Origin of the sequence: Flavobacterium psychraerolatum (genome assembly GCF_025960985.1) — a bacterium.
Lineage (GTDB): Bacteria > Bacteroidota > Bacteroidia > Flavobacteriales > Flavobacteriaceae > Flavobacterium.
In genome coordinates this window covers 1-20,231 of sequence record NZ_JAOQMX010000022.1, presented here as the reverse complement: position 1 = coordinate 20,231, position 20,231 = coordinate 1, and the positions used below count along the sequence as shown (strand labels likewise).

Below are 20,231 nucleotides of genomic sequence, written 5' to 3'. Positions count from 1 at the left end.
GGCAAAACAAAAGCCCCCACAAGGATTTCCACTACTATCGGGGCTAGGGATTTGGGTAAAGCAGTATATTTATAGTTAATCGATTGAAATAAGATGAATCTAAACCAAATTACAATACCAGTTTTAGATGTTGAGAAATCAATTGAGTTCTACCAAAAACTAGGCTTAAAATTGATCGTACATTCCACATCACATTACGCACGATTTGTATGCCCTGAAGGCGGAACAACGTTTTCACTCCATCAATCGGATGATAAAAATAATGGTAGTGGAATTTGGATTTATTTCGAAATAGAAAATTTAGACCAAAAGGTTAACGACCTAATTAAACAAGGATTTATTTTTGAAGAATTACCAAATGATAAACCTTGGTTGTGGAGAGAAGCTAGATTAAAAGATTTAGATGGCAATCAGTTACTATTGTATTACGCAGGAGAAAATCGAGTTAATCCGCCTTGGAAAATTAAATAAAAAATAAAAACTTTGCGAATCTCTGAGGCAACTCTGAGTATCTTTGCAAAACAAAAAACACAAACATGAAACTTTGGGAAAAAGGAATACCTACTGACAAGCAAATAGAACACTTTACTGTTGGTAACGACCGTGAATTGGATTTAGTACTAGCAAAATACGATGCTTTGGGCTCTATCGCTCATGCAAAAATGCTAGGTCAAATAGGACTATTGACAGCAAGTGAAACCGATTCTTTAGTCGAAGCACTAAACGAAATCATTGTGGATGCTGAAGCTGGAAATTTCGAAATCGAAGATAGTTTTGAGGATGTACACTCCAAAATCGAATACCTTTTAACGGTAAAACTAGGAGATGCAGGGAAAAAAATCCATACAGCACGCTCTCGTAACGACCAAGTGATGGTTGATGTGAACTTGTACCTAAAAGATGTTGTGATCGAAATGAAAGAACAAGTCAAAACAACTTTTGACTTACTTATGGAAATGGCTGATAAGTACCAAAATGTATTGTTACCAGGTTACACGCATTTGCAAATCGCCATGCCATCATCTTTCGGAATGTGGTTTTCGGCTTATGCAGAAAGTTTTATTGATGACATTACTTTGTTGAATGCCGCTTTGAAAGTTGTAGACCAAAACCCATTGGGTTCTGCAGCAGGTTACGGAAGCTCCTTCCCGATCAACAGAACCTTCACTACAAAAGAACTAGGTTTTGAAACCCTAAAATACAATTCGGTTGCCGCACAAATGAGTCGTGGTAAATCAGAGAAAATAGTGGCTTTTGCGATGAGTAGCGTAGCAGCTACTTTGGCAAAATTTTCTATGGACGTTTGCTTGTATATGAGTCAGAATTTTGATTTCATCGGCTTACCTGCACATTTGACCACAGGTTCTAGCATTATGCCTCACAAGAAAAATCCAGATGTTTTTGAATTGATTCGCGGAAAATGTAACAAAATTCAAGCTTTGCCATACGAAATCACTTTGATCACCAACAACCTTCCAAGTGGTTACCACAGAGATTTGCAGTTATTGAAAGAAGGATTGTTTCCTGCCATTCAAAACTTAAAAGCATGTTTGGATATTGCAATTTTCTCTATCAAAGACATTACTGTAAAAGACAATATCTTAGCAGATAAAAAATACAACTACTTGTTTACAGTAGATACATTAAACGAAATGGTAGTAGCTGGAATGCCTTTTAGAGATGCTTACAAAGCCGTAGCAGAACAATTGGAAGCAGGAACTTACGAATCTCCAAAAGCAACCCAACACACACACGAGGGAAGTATCAACAACCTTTGTTTAGCAGAAATAAAAGCAAAAATGAATCGCGCGTATTAATTCGCTTTCGATATAAAACCTAAAAAAGGCTGTTCAGAATGTAATTTCTGAACAGCCTTTTTCTGTTACCGAATTTTAAGATCGCTATTTAGCGTATTAAAAATATTGGCCAACACCAATTACCAAGCCTTGTGTTCCGTTTTTGGTAACACCAAAACCATAATCAATTCTAAAAATCGCATCAAAGATCGTTTTATGAATGAATCGTAGTCCAAGGCCTGAATAAATTCGAACGTTATTTGAATCGACCAAATCGCTCAAGTCACCACCAGCTTTTCGCCACGTTCCACTATCTACAAATGCATTTCCTTGCAATACAAACCATTTTTTTTCAAACAATGTTTTTCTGAATTCTGAATTTAAAACAATTGTTCCCGTACCGCGATCGATAATATTACCAACACCCCTAATATTCAAATTATTATCTACAGAAAAAGGAGCAAAAGGATCATTAGTATTAGAGGCGATACCTACACGCAACCTTGATGCCCAATTGCCTTTGTAACCCACTTTTTTAAAATACATAAGATCATTCCAAGCGATCAAAAGTTTATTTTGGAAATCATTATCAATATAAACGTATTGAAATTGGAATTTAGATTTAAAGCCTTCAATCAAATAAAAATCATATTTCAAATCATTGAAATTATAAATTAGCTTAAGCATCTTTTTTTTATGTTCAAGTGCTAGTGGTACTCCTGCTACTTTTGCGCCACTGAGATAGTCATACTTTTCATCAAATACATTCACACCTACCTTAAAACTATTTTTAATATCAAATTGATATAGCCCTAAAACTTCAACCGAAGAATTGCGGTAATCATAAGATGCTGCACCAGTTGATAAAAAAATAGGCTCTTCTGTAGAAATACTTTGTGCATTTATTTCTAATCCTGTTTTCTTCGAAAAAAGATAAGGCGCGGAAAATACGATGCCGTACGAATCATTTTTATTAGATTGATAAAAACCGCCTAAGGTGTTATTTTTGCCTAAAAAATTAAAATTATAAACTCCAACGCGATAGGCCACACTATTTTCGGTAGTCCAGAGTGACAGTGTCGGAATTAAACTAAATTGTTCTACAACATCAAAAGTAAGGTCGTAAAGATTTTTATCTACTTTCGTCACAGCATAAGTAACATTTGCTATTCCGTTTAGTCTACCCAAAAAAGCAACATCCTTTTGTATAATTGTACTATCTAGAACTTGATTTGCTTGAGTTTGAAGACACTTATTCAAAAAAGCAATATCCATTTTTTTTACATTATCAAAAGTGACATTTCTAATCGTTTTAACTTGCCCCTGAAGCGATGTACATAAAAGAAATAAAAAGTAGATATACCTCATTAAAATGAATTGTTGTTTTCACAAATATGAAAACAATTTTTATCAAATCCCAATTGCAGCAAATATTGGCTACTAAAAACGGAAAAGTGATAAATTAGTAGGAAGTAAGTTCAAAAGTAAAATATAATAAGGCTAGACAGCAACACTTTTCATCAAGCGATATAAAGTTGTTTTTTCTTACACTTCCGTTATCCCATATAAAACAACCAATACCACAAAACGCAGCTCATTAATTGTTACTATAAACTACTTCTATTTAATTAGTCTACAAAACTAATGAGTCGAACCATTGAAAATTAAGAGGTTTTGGTTAAATTGTGCTGAAAATGAATGATGATTTTGCTAACTAATACTTACATTTGAACTTCAACCAAAACCATTATGCAAGACATAGACCAAAAAGCATCATCCTCACTCTTTGAACAAGGATTCATCAACGAGGAACAGCTCAACGAAATTAAAAGCTATCGCGCACGGAACATCTTTTCCTTAAATGCCGAATTAAAACTATTCCTTTATTTATCAGTTACACTGTTCACAACGGGTATTGGCTTATTGATTTATGACAATATTGATACCATAGGCCATTCGATTTTATTGGCACTTGTTTTAATTTTAATGTTTGTTTGCTATTATTTCAGCTTTAAAAAAGCACCAAAATTTGAAAAAACGAAGACAGAATTTGAAAGTCCGGTTATGGAATACATCGTGCTTACGGCCAATCTACTGACTTGCATTTTTATTGGTTATTTACAGGTTCAATACACTGCTTTCGGTACACATTATGGCTTGGTCACTATCATTCCGACCGTAATTGGTCTATTCTCCACCTTTTATTTCGATAACAAAAATGTTCTTAGTTTATCAATTACGGGGCTTGCTGCCTATATTGGCTTAACCGTTACCCCACAATCTATACTTCAAAACGAAATCTATACCACTACTGCATTGAGCTTTGCCGCGCTAGCTTTTGGAGCAGTACTTTTGGCTTGGAATTTTTACTGTAAAAAGGCCAATTTCAAAACTCACTTTAGTTTTGTCTACCTCACTTTTGCACAGCACCTTATTGGAATTTCCTGCTTGAATAATCTCATCTATCAGGAAAATTATTTATTATTTGTCCCTGTTCTTGCAGCTGTCACCTATTACTTTTACCATTTAAGTTATACTTTAAAATCTATATCACTTTTTATATTCACCCTTATCTACGGCTTTGTTGGCTTTAATATTTGCTTTTTTACTATAATAGACGAGATAGATTTAGATGAGTTCTGGGAATTCTTACTGGTCCTAAGTCCACTATACACCATTGGAATGCTGTGGTTATTTGTTCAAATGATTAAGAATTTTAATACCGAAATAAAGAAATGATAGTGTACGAAACCCAATTTCTAGAAAATCAAAAGTTGATTGCTGAAGCAAAGTCCTTAGAAAATGCAGGATTTATTACGAAGGAGCAACGGAATGAAGTAGAGAGCAAACTACTTGAATTCAAACATCAAAAAAATATATTCCTCAGAATTGCTTTGTGCATTCTAGGCTCATTTGCCTATGGTTCAATCTGTGCTTTCATATCCTTGTTAGGACTAAATACAATTGAGAGGAATTTAACGGTATTCATTTACTTGTTCGCAGCAGTTGGCTTTGCAGGAACTGAGTTCTTTGCCAAGCAAAATATCAAAGGCCAAGGTTATGACGATACTTTTATCATAGGTGGACAACTTCTTTTGGCAGCCGCAGTGGGTGTGACAAGCGATGGTAATGAATTGCTAATTGCTATTGTAGCCTCAATTGCCGCTTGCTTGACTTATTTACGATATTTAAAAACCATTTCGATATTATTTTTCGCTATAGCAAGTACAGCTATTGTCGTTTTTGGTCTGTTTGAACTAGGGAGTATTGGTAAAACTATTTTACCTTTTGTTTTGATGATATACTCAATAACACTCTATTTTATTTGTAAAAAAGTGATTGTCAAGAATCCATTTTCTTATTATCGAAAAGGATTGGTTTGGTTGAAATACTTCAACCTTGTCCTTTTTTATATTTCTGGTAATTATTTTGTAGTTCGAGAATTATCAGTTGTTTTATTGGGTAACGAAATTGCACCCAATAGTGATATTACCATGGCGTGGTTCTTTTATGCATTTACATTTTTAGTGCCACTATTTTATATTAGTACTGCTCTCAAACAACAAAACCGAGCGATGTTATGGATTGGATTGGCAACTGGTGGTTTTACGATTTTTACCATTCGAAATTATTATCATGTACTACCATCAGCAGTAGCGTTAACAATTGGAGGCCTACTCGTTTTCGCAATAGCCTATTTCAGTATCAAAAAACTAAAAGACAAAACAACGGGTATTACTTTTCAGCCTGATCGTTTTATGAATACAAGCGACTTCATGCATACCGAAGCTCTACTCCTTACCTCACAATTTGGCCTCAAACCAGAAGTAGCACCCGAAGCTTCCCCTATGGAGTTTGGAGGAGGCGATTTTAGCGGTGGCGGTTCAGGAGGTAATTTCTAAAAACATTTTTAAAAGAAAAAGACACGAATTGCACGAATTTGCACGAAATTAATTCGTGGAAATTAGTGCAATTCGTGTCTAAATTTTAATTTCAATCTGCAGTTAATTAACACTCTTAATTCGTGCAATTACTTAAACATTTGAAAATTCGTGACAATTCGTGTAATTCGTGGCTAAATTTTAAATGTGTTTTCATCAGCGTTTTCGCGATAGCGAATCCGTTTCATCCGTGTCCCAATAACGAGTTCTATTGAAAACAAGGCTTCGACAAGCTCAGCCAGACAAAGAATTCCGTTTTCATCTTGGTCTTCGCGACACCGAATCCGTTTCATCCATGTTCCAAAAACTAGATTTTACTTTTCAACTCCACAGCATCGATATCACTGTGCGAAGCATCATAAACCGCTTTACCGTTTTTAATTACAATCAACTGCGGTGATTGATGAAACACACCAAACTTAGCAGCGATTTCGTTCGAAATATCACGGTGCTCCAATAAATCTAAGAAATAAGGAGTTACCTCTGCTTCCGAATCAAATTCATTTTCGAATTGCTTCAATGCCATACGGCTAATGCTGCAACGCGTACTGTGTTTAAAGATGGCTACTGGTTTTTCACTAGCCGCAATTTCGTTCAATTGGGCAATATCCGTCAATGCGGTCCAATTCATTTTATTATTTTCTTGTTTTGGAGTGTCATCACCCCCGAAAATATTTTTTAAAAAACTCATAATTTGTCTTATTTTCTGACTTTTTGTCGTTTCAAACTGATATAAATCAGTTTATAACCGTCAATTTGTCTTTACATTTGTTATGGAATACAATTTGTCGTTTCAATGACAAAGTTAGTTAATTAAGTACTAATCCAAATCATAAATAAAAATGAACATAAATAAATTTACAATAAAATCGCAAGAAGCCATACAGCTCTCGCAACAGCTTACGCAACGAGCTGGTCAGCAACAAATCGAAAACGAACACCTCTTTAAAGCTATTTTTGAAGTGGACGAAAACGTAGCGCCCTTCATCTTGAAGAAACTCAATGTCAATGTACCATTATTTTTACAAATTTTAGACAGCACTATTGCGAGTTTCCCAAAAGTATCTGGAGGAGATGTTGTTCTTTCTAGAGAGGCGAATAAAGCGTTGAACGAAGCCGAAACCATCGCACAAAAAATGAACGATGAATACGTTTCTATCGAGCATTTGCTATTGGCAATTTTTGGTTCGAAAAGCAAAGTAGCGCAAATCTTGAAAGACCAAGGCGTAACCGAAAAAGGTCTAAAAGCCGCTATTGACGAATTGCGAAAAGGAGAACGAGTAACTTCAGCATCGGCCGAAGAAACCTATAATTCACTTAACAAATATGCCAAAAACTTAAATGAATTAGCCAAATCGGGCAAACTTGATCCCGTTATTGGTCGTGATGACGAAATTCGACGTGTGTTGCAAATCCTTACCCGTAGAACCAAAAACAACCCCATGTTGGTGGGTGAACCAGGTGTGGGTAAAACTGCAATTGCCGAAGGATTAGCACATAGAATTGTAGATGGCGATGTGCCTGATAACCTAAAAGACAAAATCGTTTTTTCTCTCGATATGGGTGCTTTGATTGCTGGAGCCAAATTTAAAGGAGAATTTGAAGAGCGTCTAAAAGCGGTGGTGAAAGAAGTTACTGCAGCCGAAGGAGACATTGTGCTTTTCATTGACGAAATTCACACCCTTGTAGGTGCAGGTGGTGGCGAAGGTGCGATGGATGCCGCCAACATTTTGAAACCCGCTTTGGCCCGTGGCGAACTCCGTGCTATTGGTGCAACAACTTTGGACGAATACCAAAAGTATTTCGAAAAAGACAAAGCCCTAGAACGTCGTTTCCAAAAAATCATCATTGAAGAACCCGATACCGAAAGTGCGATTTCGATTTTACGTGGAATCAAAGAGAAATACGAAACACACCATAAAGTACAAATTAAAGATGAGGCTATTATTGCCGCTGTTGAGTTATCGCAACGTTACATCACCAACCGATTTTTGCCAGACAAAGCAATTGATTTAATGGACGAGGCGGCATCCAAAATCAGAATGGAAATCAATTCCAAACCTGAGGAATTGGATATTTTAGATCGAAAAGTAATGCAACTCGAAATCGAAATCGAAGCTATCAAGCGCGAAAAAGACGAAAGCAAAATTAAAATATTAGGTCTTGACCTGGCCAACCTCAAAGAAGAGCGCAACCAGATTTATACCAAATGGAAATCGGAAAAAGATGTTGTAGATAATATTCAGGCCATTAAAACCGAAATCGAAGATTATAAATACGAAGCCGAACGTGCCGAACGTGACGGTGACTACGGAAAAGTAGCTGAAATACGTTACGGAAAAATCAAAGAAGCTCAAGAACGTCTCGATATTTTACACAAAGAGTTGGTAGAAAACCAATCTGACGGAAGTTCGTTAATCAAAGAAGAGGTTACTCGCGAAGACATTGCCGAAGTTGTTGCTAAGTGGACCGGAATTCCGGTTATGAAAATGCTACAAGGTGAGCGTGAAAAACTCCTGCATCTTGAGGAAGAATTGCACCGCCGCGTGGTAGGACAAGAAGAAGCCATCGAAGCCGTGAGTGATGCCGTGCGTCGCTCTCGTGCCGGTTTGCAAGACATGAAAAAACCAGTGGGAACCTTTCTATTCTTAGGAACCACCGGAGTCGGAAAAACAGAGTTGGCAAAAGCCTTGGCCGAGTACCTTTTTGATGACGAAAATGCCATGACCCGCATCGACATGAGCGAGTACCAAGAGCGCCACAGCGTGAGCCGTTTGGTAGGTGCACCTCCGGGATACGTGGGTTATGACGAGGGTGGTCAGTTGACCGAAGCCGTACGCCGTCGCCCCTATTCGGTAATTTTACTTGATGAGATAGAGAAAGCACACCCAGATACTTTTAACATCTTATTGCAGGTATTAGACGAAGGGCGTTTAACAGATAACAAAGGACGTTTGGCTGATTTCAAAAACACCATCATCATAATGACCTCCAACATGGGAAGCCAAATCATTCAAGACCGATTTGAAAACCTAAAAGGAACAATTGAAGAAACCACTGAACTGGCCAAAGCAGATGTTTTGGGATTATTAAAACAAACCGTTCGCCCCGAATTCATCAACCGTATCGACGAAATAGTACTGTTTACGCCGCTTACCGTGGCCAACATCAAACGAATTGTCGAAATTCAGCTGAAATCGGTAACCAAAATGCTAGCCTTGCAAGGCATCGTCATGGATGCCACACCAGAAGCCATCGAGTATTTATCCCAAAAAGGATATGACCCGCAATTTGGTGCCCGCCCAGTCAAAAGAGTCATCCAACGAGAAGTCCTCAACACACTCTCCAAGGAAATCTTAGCCAGCAAAATCACAACCGATAGCATCATATTATTGGATGCCTTCGATGGTGAATTGGTCTTTAGAAATCAAACGGACTAGAGTAATTAAATATTCTACGTCAGTTCGAGTGTTTTTTGTGTAATGAAATGGAACAAAAAATGTATCGAGAACTTTTTACAAAACATCAGTCGCAAGATTGATGTTTTTTTTTTTTAGGAGCAGATGGTTTGGGATTTCATAAGGATGATTTGTCCTGCTTTCGGCTTTATCTCGTTCCGCTCCGCTGCACGAGGATATCGCCTCTATCAGGGCTATGTTTTGATGAGTTGGTTTTTTATTTGCGATTTGTAGGAAATAAATTGATATATTTGAAACAAAAAAAGCGAAACAAACCTTCGCTAATCTACCCTTATTTGGTTGGCTATACGAAGGTTTGATTCGTATATATACTAGTTGTAAGCAATATTAAAAAGATAAAACATTATAAAATGATAGATATAAAAGATTGGTTACCTGAATTTGAAGTTTCTGCAGAAACAGACAATGAGCTACAAGAATATTTTTTGCAAACTCCAGAGTTAGAAAAAATAATCAATAGTAAATATTGGTTATTATTGGGAAGAAAGGGAACTGGTAAAACTGCAATTTATAAATATTTAGAAAAATCTGAAGCTAACGAAGTTAATAATAATATTGTCGTATCGTTAAATTTTAAAGATTATCCTTGGCCTGCCCATAAATTATATAAAGAATCAATTGCTGGAGAATTAAGTGCCTATCAAAAAAGTTGGAGATTTCTATTTTTTGTTAAATTAATTTCTCGTTTGATTGAAATAAAAGAGAAAAATTCCGAACCATTATCAAAAGATTTAAAATGGGCAAAAAAATATATTGATAAAGTATTTGGGAATCCAGATCCAACGATTTTAGAAGTATTATTTTCTAAACTTGCACGAATAAAAAAGTTAGCTGGACCAGGTTTAGACATAGACGAGACAAGTTTTAGCGTTGGTGAAGTTTCTTTTGACGATGTAGCTGATGACAAAGAATTACAGAACACACTGCGTTCAAATGCCTTTAGCTTATTAAATTACTTTGAAGTAATTTTTAAAAATAATGTTGGTAGTCACAAATTCTTAATTGTGTTAGACCAACTTGATGAAAACTGGTTGTCAGGAGAAATCGAAGAGTATAGTAAAGTTCTCATAAATCTTATAAATGTTTGTAGAAATATTTCAATTGATGAATCACTCAAAAATAACTTGAAAGTAATTCCTTTTTTAAGAACGGATATTTATGACACTTTACGATTTAACGACAAAAATAAATTATATCAAGATAGTGCTATTGTTATTTCTTGGAATAATGATTCACTTGACTCAATGTTCTTTGAACGAGTTAAAAAATATAAGCCAAGTAATTTAATACTACAGTTAGATAAAAAATGTGAGTCAATATTTGAGGCTTCATTTGTTAGACAAGGTACTCCACCATTTAAATATATTACAAGGCGATCTTTTTTCAGACCTAGAGATATTATTACGTATTTTAATAACATACGAAAAGTCCATCAACCAAACAAATCGGGATTCTATACCACAAAAGAACTTTATGATGCAGCTGTCGAAGCTTCAGTAAGTGTTTACAATGAAATAATGGATGAATGGTCAAATCAATTTCCTGAAATTGAGGGTTTATTTTCTGTTTTACAAACTATACAAGTGGAAACTTTTGTATTTGAAGAGTTTGAAAAGAAATACAAAGGAGAGTTTCCAAAATCAACAGACGGTGATTTAAGGAAACATTTGAGTTTCCTATTTGACAATTCAATAATTGGCCAAAAGAAACAAGGTCGTTGGGAATATTTATCAAGTTTACCAAATTTAAAAATAAATATAGAAAAACCTTTTAGAACACATCAATCTCTAAAATATAGATTACAATTGGTAGAAAGTAGACCTGGCCAAAACGATGATTAAAAATACTGCTTACAACAGCTAAGGTTTCGTTGGGCTTGAAAAGCCAACAATGAAACCGCGGTTGAACGGAACCGCTCTACTTCCGCCACTATGGGGATATCGATAAACAAGTTTAGGTTATTTAAGAGGACAAAGCGTCCTCTTTTTTTTTGAGCCGTAAATAGACTGGTTTCATTGTGTTTTCCTTCACATTATCGCATACGTTGCCCTACCCATAAAACTAATTTTTACAGGCAGTTAATTTGTGGCTACCGCCAAGATACCAATCAGGCGGACCTCGCTGGTCGAAAATCAATATAGTGTGCAAATTGCCTGTTTTACAGCATTGACACTTTCTAATTTTCGATTCTTTGGCTACCTTTATTTGGGGTTTGACTTTTAGTTTTTCTTGTAAAACCTTTAGTTTCTCTCGCTTCCAATTACTACTCAAAAAACCGTAATGCCTTATTTTCACAAATCCCTTAGGCAAAATATGCATCGCAAAACGTCGGATAAATTCCTCGTGTGTGAGAGTCATGCTCTTACGTTGCCCATTCTGACGGTAGTCCTTGTAATGAAAACTTACATTTTGATCATCAATGCTTTTTATTCGGTTGTTGCTAATGGCTATTTTGTGGGTATAACGCCCTAGATATTCCACCACTGAATTGGGATTTCCAAAAGGCTTTTTGGCAAACACCACCCAAGATTTTTCCCAAAGCTGCTTCTTCACTCGGGTGTACTGATCAGGATCTCGCTGTTTTAAAGCATCGCAAAATTTGCCTCGATACATCTTTGATAAAGCTTTGACATTATAAAGATATTTTCCATCGGCTCTGATGCTTTTCCAATTGCCGTCTTTGTCCACACCACCGCCTGGAACAATGCAATGCAAATGAGGATGAAGCGATAAATTCTGTCCCCAAGTGTGTAAAACGGCAATCATGCCAGATTGGATTTCTTTTCGTACTCCAAAAGTCTTTAGCGTCGCCCAAGCCGATTCGAACAACAAATTATACACCAATCTTGGATCCTTTATCGCAAGTGGATTAATCCCTTCGGGCAATGTAAAAACCACATGGAAATACGGCACGGGCAAGAGTTCACTTTGCCGTGCTTGTATCCAATCTTCTCGGTTTTTACCTTGACATTTAGGACAATGCCGATTGCGACAGGAATTGTAACTAATACTGATGTTTCCGCAACTATCACAAGCATCAATGTGCCCGCCCAAAGCCGCCGTACGACACCGCCGAACTGCCGATAAGGTCCGCAATTGCCAACTGTTGAGTCCTAAATTCTCAATCTTTGTCCCGAGTTTTTCTAAAACATGGGCTACTTCACTTCGGCTTGGCTCAGTGCAGGCTACTTCTTGCGACACTTGGCAAACAAAGTATCGAGTGGACTAAAGGCTTTTTGAGTGTCAAGCTGGGCGATGTGCAAATACTCCATTGTGGTCTCAATTTGCTCGTGTCCCAAAAGGTTTTTTAAGCTAACAATATCAAGTCCATCCTCGAGTAAGTGCGTTGCAAAAGTGTGTCGTAGCGTATGTACGCAAACCTCTTTGGTGATGCCAGCAGCTTTACTAGCTTGTTTTACTGCCCATTGCACACCTCGTTGGGAATAACGAGAATCAAAGCCTGTGCTGAGCGTAGACGAAGTATCGCCTCCAGCACGTGCTACAGGTTGTCCGTTGAAGAGATAGATTTTTGGTTTTTCGGCTTCGATATATACTTTTAGCACCCGAATAAGATGCTCAGATAGCGGAACATAGCGGTCTTTTTTTCCTTTTCCCTGAACTACTTTGAGTTGCTGACGGTCAAAATCTAAATCTTGCAAACGTACCGATCGCGCTTCCATGCAACGAAGTCCACAGCCGTACAAAAGTCCGATTAGGACTTTATGCTTGAGCAACTGACAACTTTTGAGCATCCGCCAAACTTCTTCTTTACTCAAAACCGTAGGGAGTTTTTTATCGTGCTTGATTGAAGGTAAATGCAAATACTCATACGGCAATCCTTCAGACTTGAGTAGAAATCTCAGTCCATAAACACAATGTTTAAAGTAAGTTTGAGAAGGGGTTTTGGATCGTTTTTGCAGCATAAACAAGTACTCCTGTACTTGCTCTACATCCAATTCTGTTGGAATCTTACCAAAATGCAACGCCATCGAAGCCACATGGCGGGAGTAGTTGGAAAATGTACTTTGACTGCGTCCTAATACCGAAATTGTTCTCTCAAATCGATTCAACAAGGCTTCAAAATCAGGTACGTTTCGTATAGCCTGATTGATGATTTTGTTGTACTTTAATTCTTCTAGTGGTTTTTTTTATTCATCTTATAAAGTTTTTATTTACTTTTACAAAGGACTGCTATTTAACTCAATACACTACCGAAGGTTTAGTTCAACAGCTGTTTTGATATAGCTGGAATTTAGTGGAATTTCCGTTTCGCATCAAGTTTTCGTTAAACCGAAAATTGAGCGGTTACGAACTTCCAGCCATCTCAAAGCAGCAAAACGTTAGCACCAATTTTAAAAATAACGAAAATGAAAAAAATAACATTCATACTTTTAATACTAATTTTTACAAATTCAATTTTAGGGCAGATAACTAAAACCAAAATAGTAGGGAGTAAAGAAGAAATTTATGAAACACCATACGACAGTTTACGTAACTTTTTAGGTGCAGATGCTTTTCAATATAAAGGGCAAGACCTATATTTAATTGAAAAATCTGAAAATTCGAGAAAATTTGGATATGATAATTTTGTTTTAGATTATCAATACAATGGATATGACAAAAAATCTAATACTTATAAATGTTGTGATAGTTATAACTCAAAATACGACGAATTAAAAGGTAAATATTTTTCAGTAAAAGCTATACACAAAGTCCCCGTATACTTTGGAAGATTTTATTTGGAATTAGAAGAAAAAGAAACTAAAGACAAAATTTACTACAAGTATGATGGTTTAAATGAAAATGAATTTCCTTTTTTAGTAGTTGGTTTTTATGAAAAACTAAAAAGAAAACTTGTTGGAAATGAATTTGTTTTTAAAGACCGATTTTTAACAAACATAGAAACTGGGGAACGTATTACTATAAATATTAAAGAAAAGTGGAAATGCACTGATTTAACAATAGAGGAAAAAAACTATACGTTAGTAGCGATTCTCCAAAATTCCAGTGGTGTAAAAACATCTTGTGGTTACGACATTGTTACTGGTTCAAACTTCGGATTTAAAGCAAAAGAAGCAGAAAAATTTAAAATTCAGTTCGGAGCAGTTAATTTTGAGGCAATAATGAAAAGAGAAGTAATAATCGGAATGACAAAAGAAATGTGTAAATTATCTTGGGGAGAACCAAATGACATAAACCAAACAATTTCATCAGGAAGGAATTCAGAACAATGGGTTTATAGTGACAATTATTTGTACTTCGTTGGAAACAAACTAACAACAATACAATAAAAAACTGGTGCTAACCGCCGTTTAGCAAGATTGGGGTTTTAGTGGAATTAACGTTTTTTATCATATCTTCATTTCGGTAGAAAACACTCTGCTTTAAAGTCCCCAACCTCGCTAAGCGCCATAACGTTACCAGCACTAATAGTACAACTCAGGATGAAACAAAATCGAAAAATGAAAAAAACTTTGATAATCTTATATCTTCTTACTTCACTTACATTAACATTTGGACAAACTAAAGAAAACAATGCTGATTATAAAAAGTTGGAAGAGAAAATTGAAAAGATAGAATATGAGAATCAAAACATTAATAATCAATATAACAATCTTACAGTCCAATACCAACACACAAACGACAGACTTAATAATTACCTAACTTTCACAGCAATTGTTGCTTCTATTTTTGGAATTCTAATTGCATTAGCAGGTATTTATATAGGTTTTGAAAGTTTAAAATCACAAAACAGATCAAAAGAAGCAATTAAAACTCTTGAAGATGCAAAGGGTTATGTAAATGGTAAAAAAACGGAATTTGACGAGCTTATTGATGATAAAAAGAAGTTGTTACAAAGTGAATATGATAAATTAATTCAACTGATTAAAGATAAACTTCTAAGTGATATAGCAATTGAAACTTCAAAAATTAAAGAAGTTGCTGAAAAAAAGACAGAAGAAATTCAAAGTCTTTCAGTTGAACAACAGACTAACAAAACAATTGAGTTGCTTGAAAAAAGGCTTGAATTTTTTGAAAACGTTGGCATACCGGATGATCCAGAAATTCTTTTTTCAAAAGCAAAAATATTAAGAGAAAAAAATATGCACAAAGAAGCTATTGTATTACTTGAAAAATTAGTTGAAAAGACACCTTTGCATAAAGAAGCCTATTGGTATTTAGGCTATGAATATTCAGAATTAAAAGACAACGATAATTCAATTAAAAACTATAAAAAACAAATTGAAATTAATCCAACGGATTCTTCTGCATTTAACAATATTGCTTTAAAATACAAAGCTAAAGGCAACTTACTCGAAGCTTTAGATTGTCTTAATAAAGCTATTGAGCTTTCGAATAAAAAGGAACTTTATTATACTAATAGAATTGACATTCTTAAAAAGCTAAACAGTTTTGAACGTGCAATTGAAGATTACATTAGTTTATTAGAAATAAATCCTGACAAAGTTGACTACTACAAAGAGTTAATCAAGTTGCTAAGACATGAAAAGAGAATTAATGACACAACAAATTTCTTTGACAAAGCAATTACCCATTTCAAAGACAATGAAACTGAACTTTCTAATGATTTTAATTTTTCAAAAGCTATGTATTTAGGAGAAATTGGAAAAGAACAATCCGCAATAGAAATACTACAAACACTAATTGACAGTAATTACAAAATTGAAACTTGTTATATTAAAATTGCTGATTTAAAGAATAAGATTGGAAAAACCGAAGAAGCAATAAGTATTTTATCAAACGGAATTACTAACAACCCACTTTCTTCCGCATTATATATCTATAAAGCATTCATTGAGTCAGGTGCTAGTGAAAATAATTCTAAATCTACTATTGATATTGGAGGTAAATCAATTAATACAGAGACCTACTATTTTATTGTAGGACGTTTTTTTTACCAAAGAGATAAATTTACTTTAGCAAAACATAGTTATGAAAAAGCATTGACATTAATTGAACCAAAACTTTTAATCGAGAAAATTGAAGAAGGTGATATAATGAATTACTATGAAACACTAATAATTCTTCAAAAGCCTTTGACTAAATTTAACGAAGAATATCGCAAGCTTATAATTAGTGAAAAATATCTAATCGTTTTGACGGTATTAGATATAATTAATAGACTTAATACCAACTTTAATGATGCTAAAAAAGAAAAAGCAATCTTGGAAATAAAAAATCTAAACATAGAAGCAAAAGATAAAGATTTAATAAATTGGAATTTTAGTGATATTGGAGGTTTTATTGAGAAAACAAAAGGTGGAGACTTTGCTTCATTTACTGATAAATTGATAAAATATATAGAGAGAAAAATAAAATTAGATGAACTTTAATGTAATTACCCCAGCTCTTCGAAGTCTTTATCTAACAACTAAATATCATTAGGAATGCTGTGCGAATGTCTCCTAACTTCGCACACGCTCCTATTGTCTATAAAGTAAAATCAAATTATTTATACTTAAAAAATGATATACTGTACGTGATTGCTTCGTTCCTCGCAATGACTCAGTTTATGTGCTTTACTTGCCTAGAGATTCTTTCAGAAAGATAAACTAGGTGGAGATTGTTACCACGGCAAAAATTATATGCTCTTATATTTCTTAAATGGTTTAAAAAACCTTAGCGAATCTTTCTGTAAAACGCTATCTTAGTCTTACAAAATCAATTAACAATAATAACAAAGAGAATGTGCATAGTCTACAATACTATCGGAGCATTGAGCCATATAGAAGCTCACTTGGCTAAAAATAATATTGATGAGTTTAATTCTATTCCTGAATTAATAAAATACGAGAAAGACTATACTTTTCTTAAAGAACAAATCATTTTAAAACATCGAGATAAAGTTCGTAATGAAAAACAAGTTCTTGAAGAAGAAATTCCATTATTGACCGAAGAAATCTTGAACAACAAGCTTGAATTAAACCAAAAACTAGAGCAAAAGCTATCTACCTTAAATGCAGAAGTTGAAAAGTTGTTTTTGCCAAATTCAAATATTAGTACCATTCTTAAAGACTTATTTTTGAATAGTATTGTTTGGTCAAAAATATGGTCAGCTCCTATTTTAACTCGTTTTAACTTATTTCTTTCAACTCGAAAACTAAATAAGATTCTAAAACAAAAAAACTCAGTTTATGAGTTTTTAAAATATAATTTAGAAGAGGCTGTCAACCAAAGTAGTTCCAGCGAACTGCAAAATATTGTACGAAAAGGAACTGCAATAAAAGAGATAAACAATTTTATATACGGTGCCATAGGAGAGCATAAAGTAACGGAAGCGCTATCTAAACTTTCTAATGACTACATTTTGATAAACGATTTCACTTGTTCTTTCCAGCCAGCTTTATTCCGTAGCAATCAAAATGATTATATAAAATCGGTACAAATCGACCACATTGTAATTGCGCCTTCAGGAGTTTTTTTAATTGAAACCAAAAATTGGAGTGAAAATTCAATGAAAAACAAAGAATTACGTTCGCCCGTACAACAAGTTTTGAGAGCAAATTTTGCTTTGTTCAAAATTCTCGAAGGCAACACTTTAAATAATCATAATTGGGGTCACCGAAAAATCCCTGTCAAGAATATAATTACTTTCATTAATCAGAAACCAACAGAAGAATTCCAATTTGTAAAGATTCTTTCTTTAAACGAATTAGTAAATTACATTACGTATTTCCCTCCTTGCTTTTCAAAAGAAGAAGTTCAAAAAATTGCAGATTATTTGCTTAGAAATTGTGATACAAAAAACAACTATTGCAAATTGAGAATTGACTAATTACTGTATTTAATCTATTGTGTTTCTTAGTTTATGTGCTTTGTTTGTCTAGATATTTTTTCAGAATGACAAGCTTTGTGGATATGCATTGTGCATGGTTTGGCTATGAGCGTTCCAAAACTTATATGAACTTCTATTTAATCCAATTGTAGCGCTGTTAGAACTCTAGCAACAAAGAAAAACTTATATGCCTTAAATGGTTTAAAAAATTGCAACCCATTCGATAAAGAATAAATTGATATACTGTACTTGATTGCTTCGTTCCTCGCAATGACCCAGTTTGTATACTCTATTTGTGTACTTTGTTTGTCTAGAGATTCTTTCATAATGACAAATTTTGTGGATTTGCAATTTGTATCGCTTGGCACTTTTGAGCGTTCAAAATATTGTATTTATTCCTTTTATTCCAATCGTTTACAAGCGTTTTTGTTACTCATTTTAAGAAGTTTTTAATCTATTTTTAAGGTTATTTTATATTACAACCTAGTCTACCCCATTTGGATAGAAAAATTTAAAATCAATATATAAAGTATTTCCTATTTTTAATATGTATTTCCTATATTTGCACCAAAATCTAGCAACTCATGTTAGGTAAAAATTAACAAAATAATTATGAAAAAAAAACTTTACTTATTGGCATTCGTTACCTTTAGTTTATTAATGAGTAGCTGTACAAAAGACAGTGAATCATCAACAGAAGAAAAATCAAATTTCTTAAAAGTTGAAACTACGCAATACGAATTAACAAACGGATTAGCAGAAGATTACAGTCAAAGTTCAAATAATAATATTTACAATATTGATTTAACTTTACTAACAGCTGAATTTACTATAAATGGAGAACAATATACTGGAAATGGGAGAGGAATGTATTTTGAAGCTTTCTCTTCTGTTGCTAATAAACTAGAAACAGGAGTGTATCAATACAACAATACACAAAAATCACAATCCTTTGATGATGCTGTTTACTATGACAATACTGATGGAAAAGATTTAGAAATTGAGATAAAAAGCGGAACAATCACAATTACAAAAAGTAAAAATGATTATTACGAATTGACATTTGAATGTGTTGATGAACAAGACAGAAAAATTAGTGGGCGATATTTTGGAAATGTAAACTACGTTTCTAATTTAATGCAATAATGTAATCTCTTCTTCAATAAGCAGCAGTACTAAGTCTCTGACTTTATACTGCTGCTTAAAAGAAAAAGTAACTTGTATGAACTGTTATCTAATCCAATTATAGAACTGCTATAACCTTACTAAAAAGTAAAAACTTATAACTCTTATATTACATCAAATCTCCAATGATGAAAAATTAATTTATTATACCTGAACAAAATTGGCTGTGATGAATTTAAAATTTATAGAACTATTCACCTGCCATCAAGAAATGGTAAAGTAAAAATAGCCTACTATTATAAAACTTTCCTAATAGATTAGCACAATCAAAAAGGCTGTACTAACTTGTAATCTCAATAAACAGCTTTCCAAATAAACGATAAGAAATGAATTTTAGAAATATAAAAAAATCCACGATTCACAATATTATTTTCTTCGTGTTCATTGGTTTACTATTGTTCAGTCCTATGGGTACTTTTGTAAAAGTGCAACTAAACCGATTAATAGCGTTCTCTCCAAAGACGATTGCAGTAACGGATCAAAAGAAACTCTCTAGCTACGATTGGCAATTGATGGATGCTAACGGAAAGATAGTTTCGCTAAACGATTATAAGGGTAAAATTATATTCATTAATTTTTGGGCTACTTGGTGTCCTCCCTGCATTGCTGAGATGCCGAGTATGCAAAAGTTATATGATGATTACAAAAACAAAATGGTGTTTTTGTTTGTCACCAATGATGACTTTACAAAAACAAACGCTTTTTTGGCTAAACAGAATTTAAACTTGCCTATCTATTTAGCTGATGGTAATCCACATTTAGAATTGGAATCTTCGACAATTCCAGCTACTTATGTCATTGATGCGCATGGCAATATTGTTTTGGCTAAAATAGGAACAGCAGATTGGAATAGTGAATCTTTTCGAAAAGAGCTAGACGTTTACATTGGTGGATGATTAGTAAAATTCTATTGTTTATCTAAGCGCAGAGTGTTTTGACCCCTATAAAACAAGAGTATTATTCTAAATTTCGATTATTAATTATGCGGTTAATTTTTCCATTAAAATTAGATCTTTATCCTGGTTCCATTTTT

The 20,231-nt window shown here is 34.2% G+C and carries 15 protein-coding genes; 11 read left to right on the top strand and 4 right to left on the bottom strand.

Features of this window, described 5'->3' with window-relative positions:
- Nucleotides 1-93: 93 nt before the first annotated feature.
- Together M2326_RS09645 and argH are read left to right on the top strand one after the other, a co-directional pair.
- On the top strand, nucleotides 94-471 hold the full coding sequence (locus M2326_RS09645; protein ID WP_264619355.1) for a VOC family protein: 378 nt from the start codon (nucleotides 94-96) through the stop codon (nucleotides 469-471).
- Nucleotides 472-536: 65 nt separating this feature from the next.
- Nucleotides 537-1,817 carry an argininosuccinate lyase gene (gene argH / locus M2326_RS09640; protein ID WP_264619354.1) on the top strand — a complete coding sequence of 427 codons (1,281 nt, stop codon included), beginning with the start codon at nucleotides 537-539 and terminating at the stop codon, nucleotides 1,815-1,817.
- 96 nt (nucleotides 1,818-1,913) lie between these two features.
- Here argH and M2326_RS09635 read toward each other — a convergent pair whose 3' ends face one another.
- Entirely contained in the window at nucleotides 1,914-3,164 is a 1,251-nt protein-coding gene (locus M2326_RS09635) for a BamA/TamA family outer membrane protein (RefSeq protein WP_264619353.1), read from the bottom strand.
- 381 nt (nucleotides 3,165-3,545) lie between these two features.
- Here M2326_RS09635 and M2326_RS09630 point away from each other — a divergent pair, with 381 nt between their 5' ends.
- Together M2326_RS09630 and M2326_RS09625 are read left to right on the top strand one after the other, a co-directional pair.
- A complete protein-coding gene (locus tag M2326_RS09630; RefSeq protein ID WP_264619352.1) occupies nucleotides 3,546-4,535 on the top strand; it encodes a DUF2157 domain-containing protein in 990 nt (329 codons plus the stop codon).
- The gene (locus M2326_RS09625; RefSeq protein WP_264619351.1) at nucleotides 4,532-5,698 is read left to right on the top strand and encodes a hypothetical protein; all 1,167 of its coding nucleotides are present in this window, start codon (nucleotides 4,532-4,534) and stop codon (nucleotides 5,696-5,698) included. Before M2326_RS09630 ends, M2326_RS09625 begins: the two co-directional genes overlap by 4 nt.
- A gap of 346 nt (nucleotides 5,699-6,044) precedes the next feature.
- On the opposite strand, the gene ytxJ is transcribed toward M2326_RS09625, so the two are convergent.
- Nucleotides 6,045-6,428, bottom strand: a complete 384-nt coding sequence (gene ytxJ, locus M2326_RS09620) for a bacillithiol system redox-active protein YtxJ (protein WP_264619350.1) — start codon at nucleotides 6,426-6,428, stop codon at nucleotides 6,045-6,047.
- Nucleotides 6,429-6,579: 151 nt separating this feature from the next.
- Here ytxJ and clpB point away from each other — a divergent pair, with 151 nt between their 5' ends.
- Nucleotides 6,580-9,177: an ATP-dependent chaperone ClpB gene (clpB, locus tag M2326_RS09615; protein WP_264619349.1), complete on the top strand. Its 2,598-nt coding sequence runs from the start codon at nucleotides 6,580-6,582 to the stop codon at nucleotides 9,175-9,177.
- A 389-nt stretch (nucleotides 9,178-9,566) separates the two neighbouring features.
- Entirely contained in the window at nucleotides 9,567-11,057 is a 1,491-nt protein-coding gene (locus M2326_RS09610; protein ID WP_264619348.1) for a P-loop ATPase, Sll1717 family, read from the top strand.
- Nucleotides 11,058-11,277: 220 nt separating this feature from the next.
- Here M2326_RS09610 and M2326_RS09605 read toward each other — a convergent pair whose 3' ends face one another.
- Nucleotides 11,278-12,417: an IS91 family transposase gene (locus M2326_RS09605; protein WP_264619347.1), complete on the bottom strand. Its 1,140-nt coding sequence runs from the start codon at nucleotides 12,415-12,417 to the stop codon at nucleotides 11,278-11,280.
- On the bottom strand, nucleotides 12,402-13,286 hold the full coding sequence (locus M2326_RS09600) for a tyrosine-type recombinase/integrase (protein WP_413603267.1): 885 nt from the start codon (nucleotides 13,284-13,286) through the stop codon (nucleotides 12,402-12,404). Before M2326_RS09600 ends, M2326_RS09605 begins: the two co-directional genes overlap by 16 nt.
- 297 nt (nucleotides 13,287-13,583) lie before the next feature.
- Here M2326_RS09600 and M2326_RS09595 point away from each other — a divergent pair, with 297 nt between their 5' ends.
- The 5 genes from M2326_RS09595 to M2326_RS09575 all read left to right on the top strand — a co-directional run bounded on the left by M2326_RS09595 (nucleotide 13,584) and on the right by M2326_RS09575 (nucleotide 20,094).
- The gene (locus tag M2326_RS09595; protein ID WP_264619345.1) at nucleotides 13,584-14,507 is read left to right on the top strand and encodes a hypothetical protein; all 924 of its coding nucleotides are present in this window, start codon (nucleotides 13,584-13,586) and stop codon (nucleotides 14,505-14,507) included.
- 171 nt (nucleotides 14,508-14,678) lie between these two features.
- Complete coding sequence (locus tag M2326_RS09590) at nucleotides 14,679-16,571, top strand: tetratricopeptide repeat protein (RefSeq protein WP_264619344.1); 1,893 nt, start codon at nucleotides 14,679-14,681, stop codon at nucleotides 16,569-16,571.
- Between the two features lie 353 nt (nucleotides 16,572-16,924).
- Entirely contained in the window at nucleotides 16,925-18,013 is a 1,089-nt protein-coding gene (locus tag M2326_RS09585; RefSeq protein ID WP_264619343.1) for a nuclease-related domain-containing protein, read from the top strand.
- A 612-nt stretch (nucleotides 18,014-18,625) separates the two neighbouring features.
- Nucleotides 18,626-19,159: a hypothetical protein gene (locus tag M2326_RS09580; RefSeq protein WP_264619342.1), complete on the top strand. Its 534-nt coding sequence runs from the start codon at nucleotides 18,626-18,628 to the stop codon at nucleotides 19,157-19,159.
- A gap of 365 nt (nucleotides 19,160-19,524) precedes the next feature.
- Nucleotides 19,525-20,094, top strand: a complete 570-nt coding sequence (locus M2326_RS09575) for a TlpA family protein disulfide reductase (protein ID WP_264619341.1) — start codon at nucleotides 19,525-19,527, stop codon at nucleotides 20,092-20,094.
- Nucleotides 20,095-20,231: the final 137 nt, after the last annotated feature.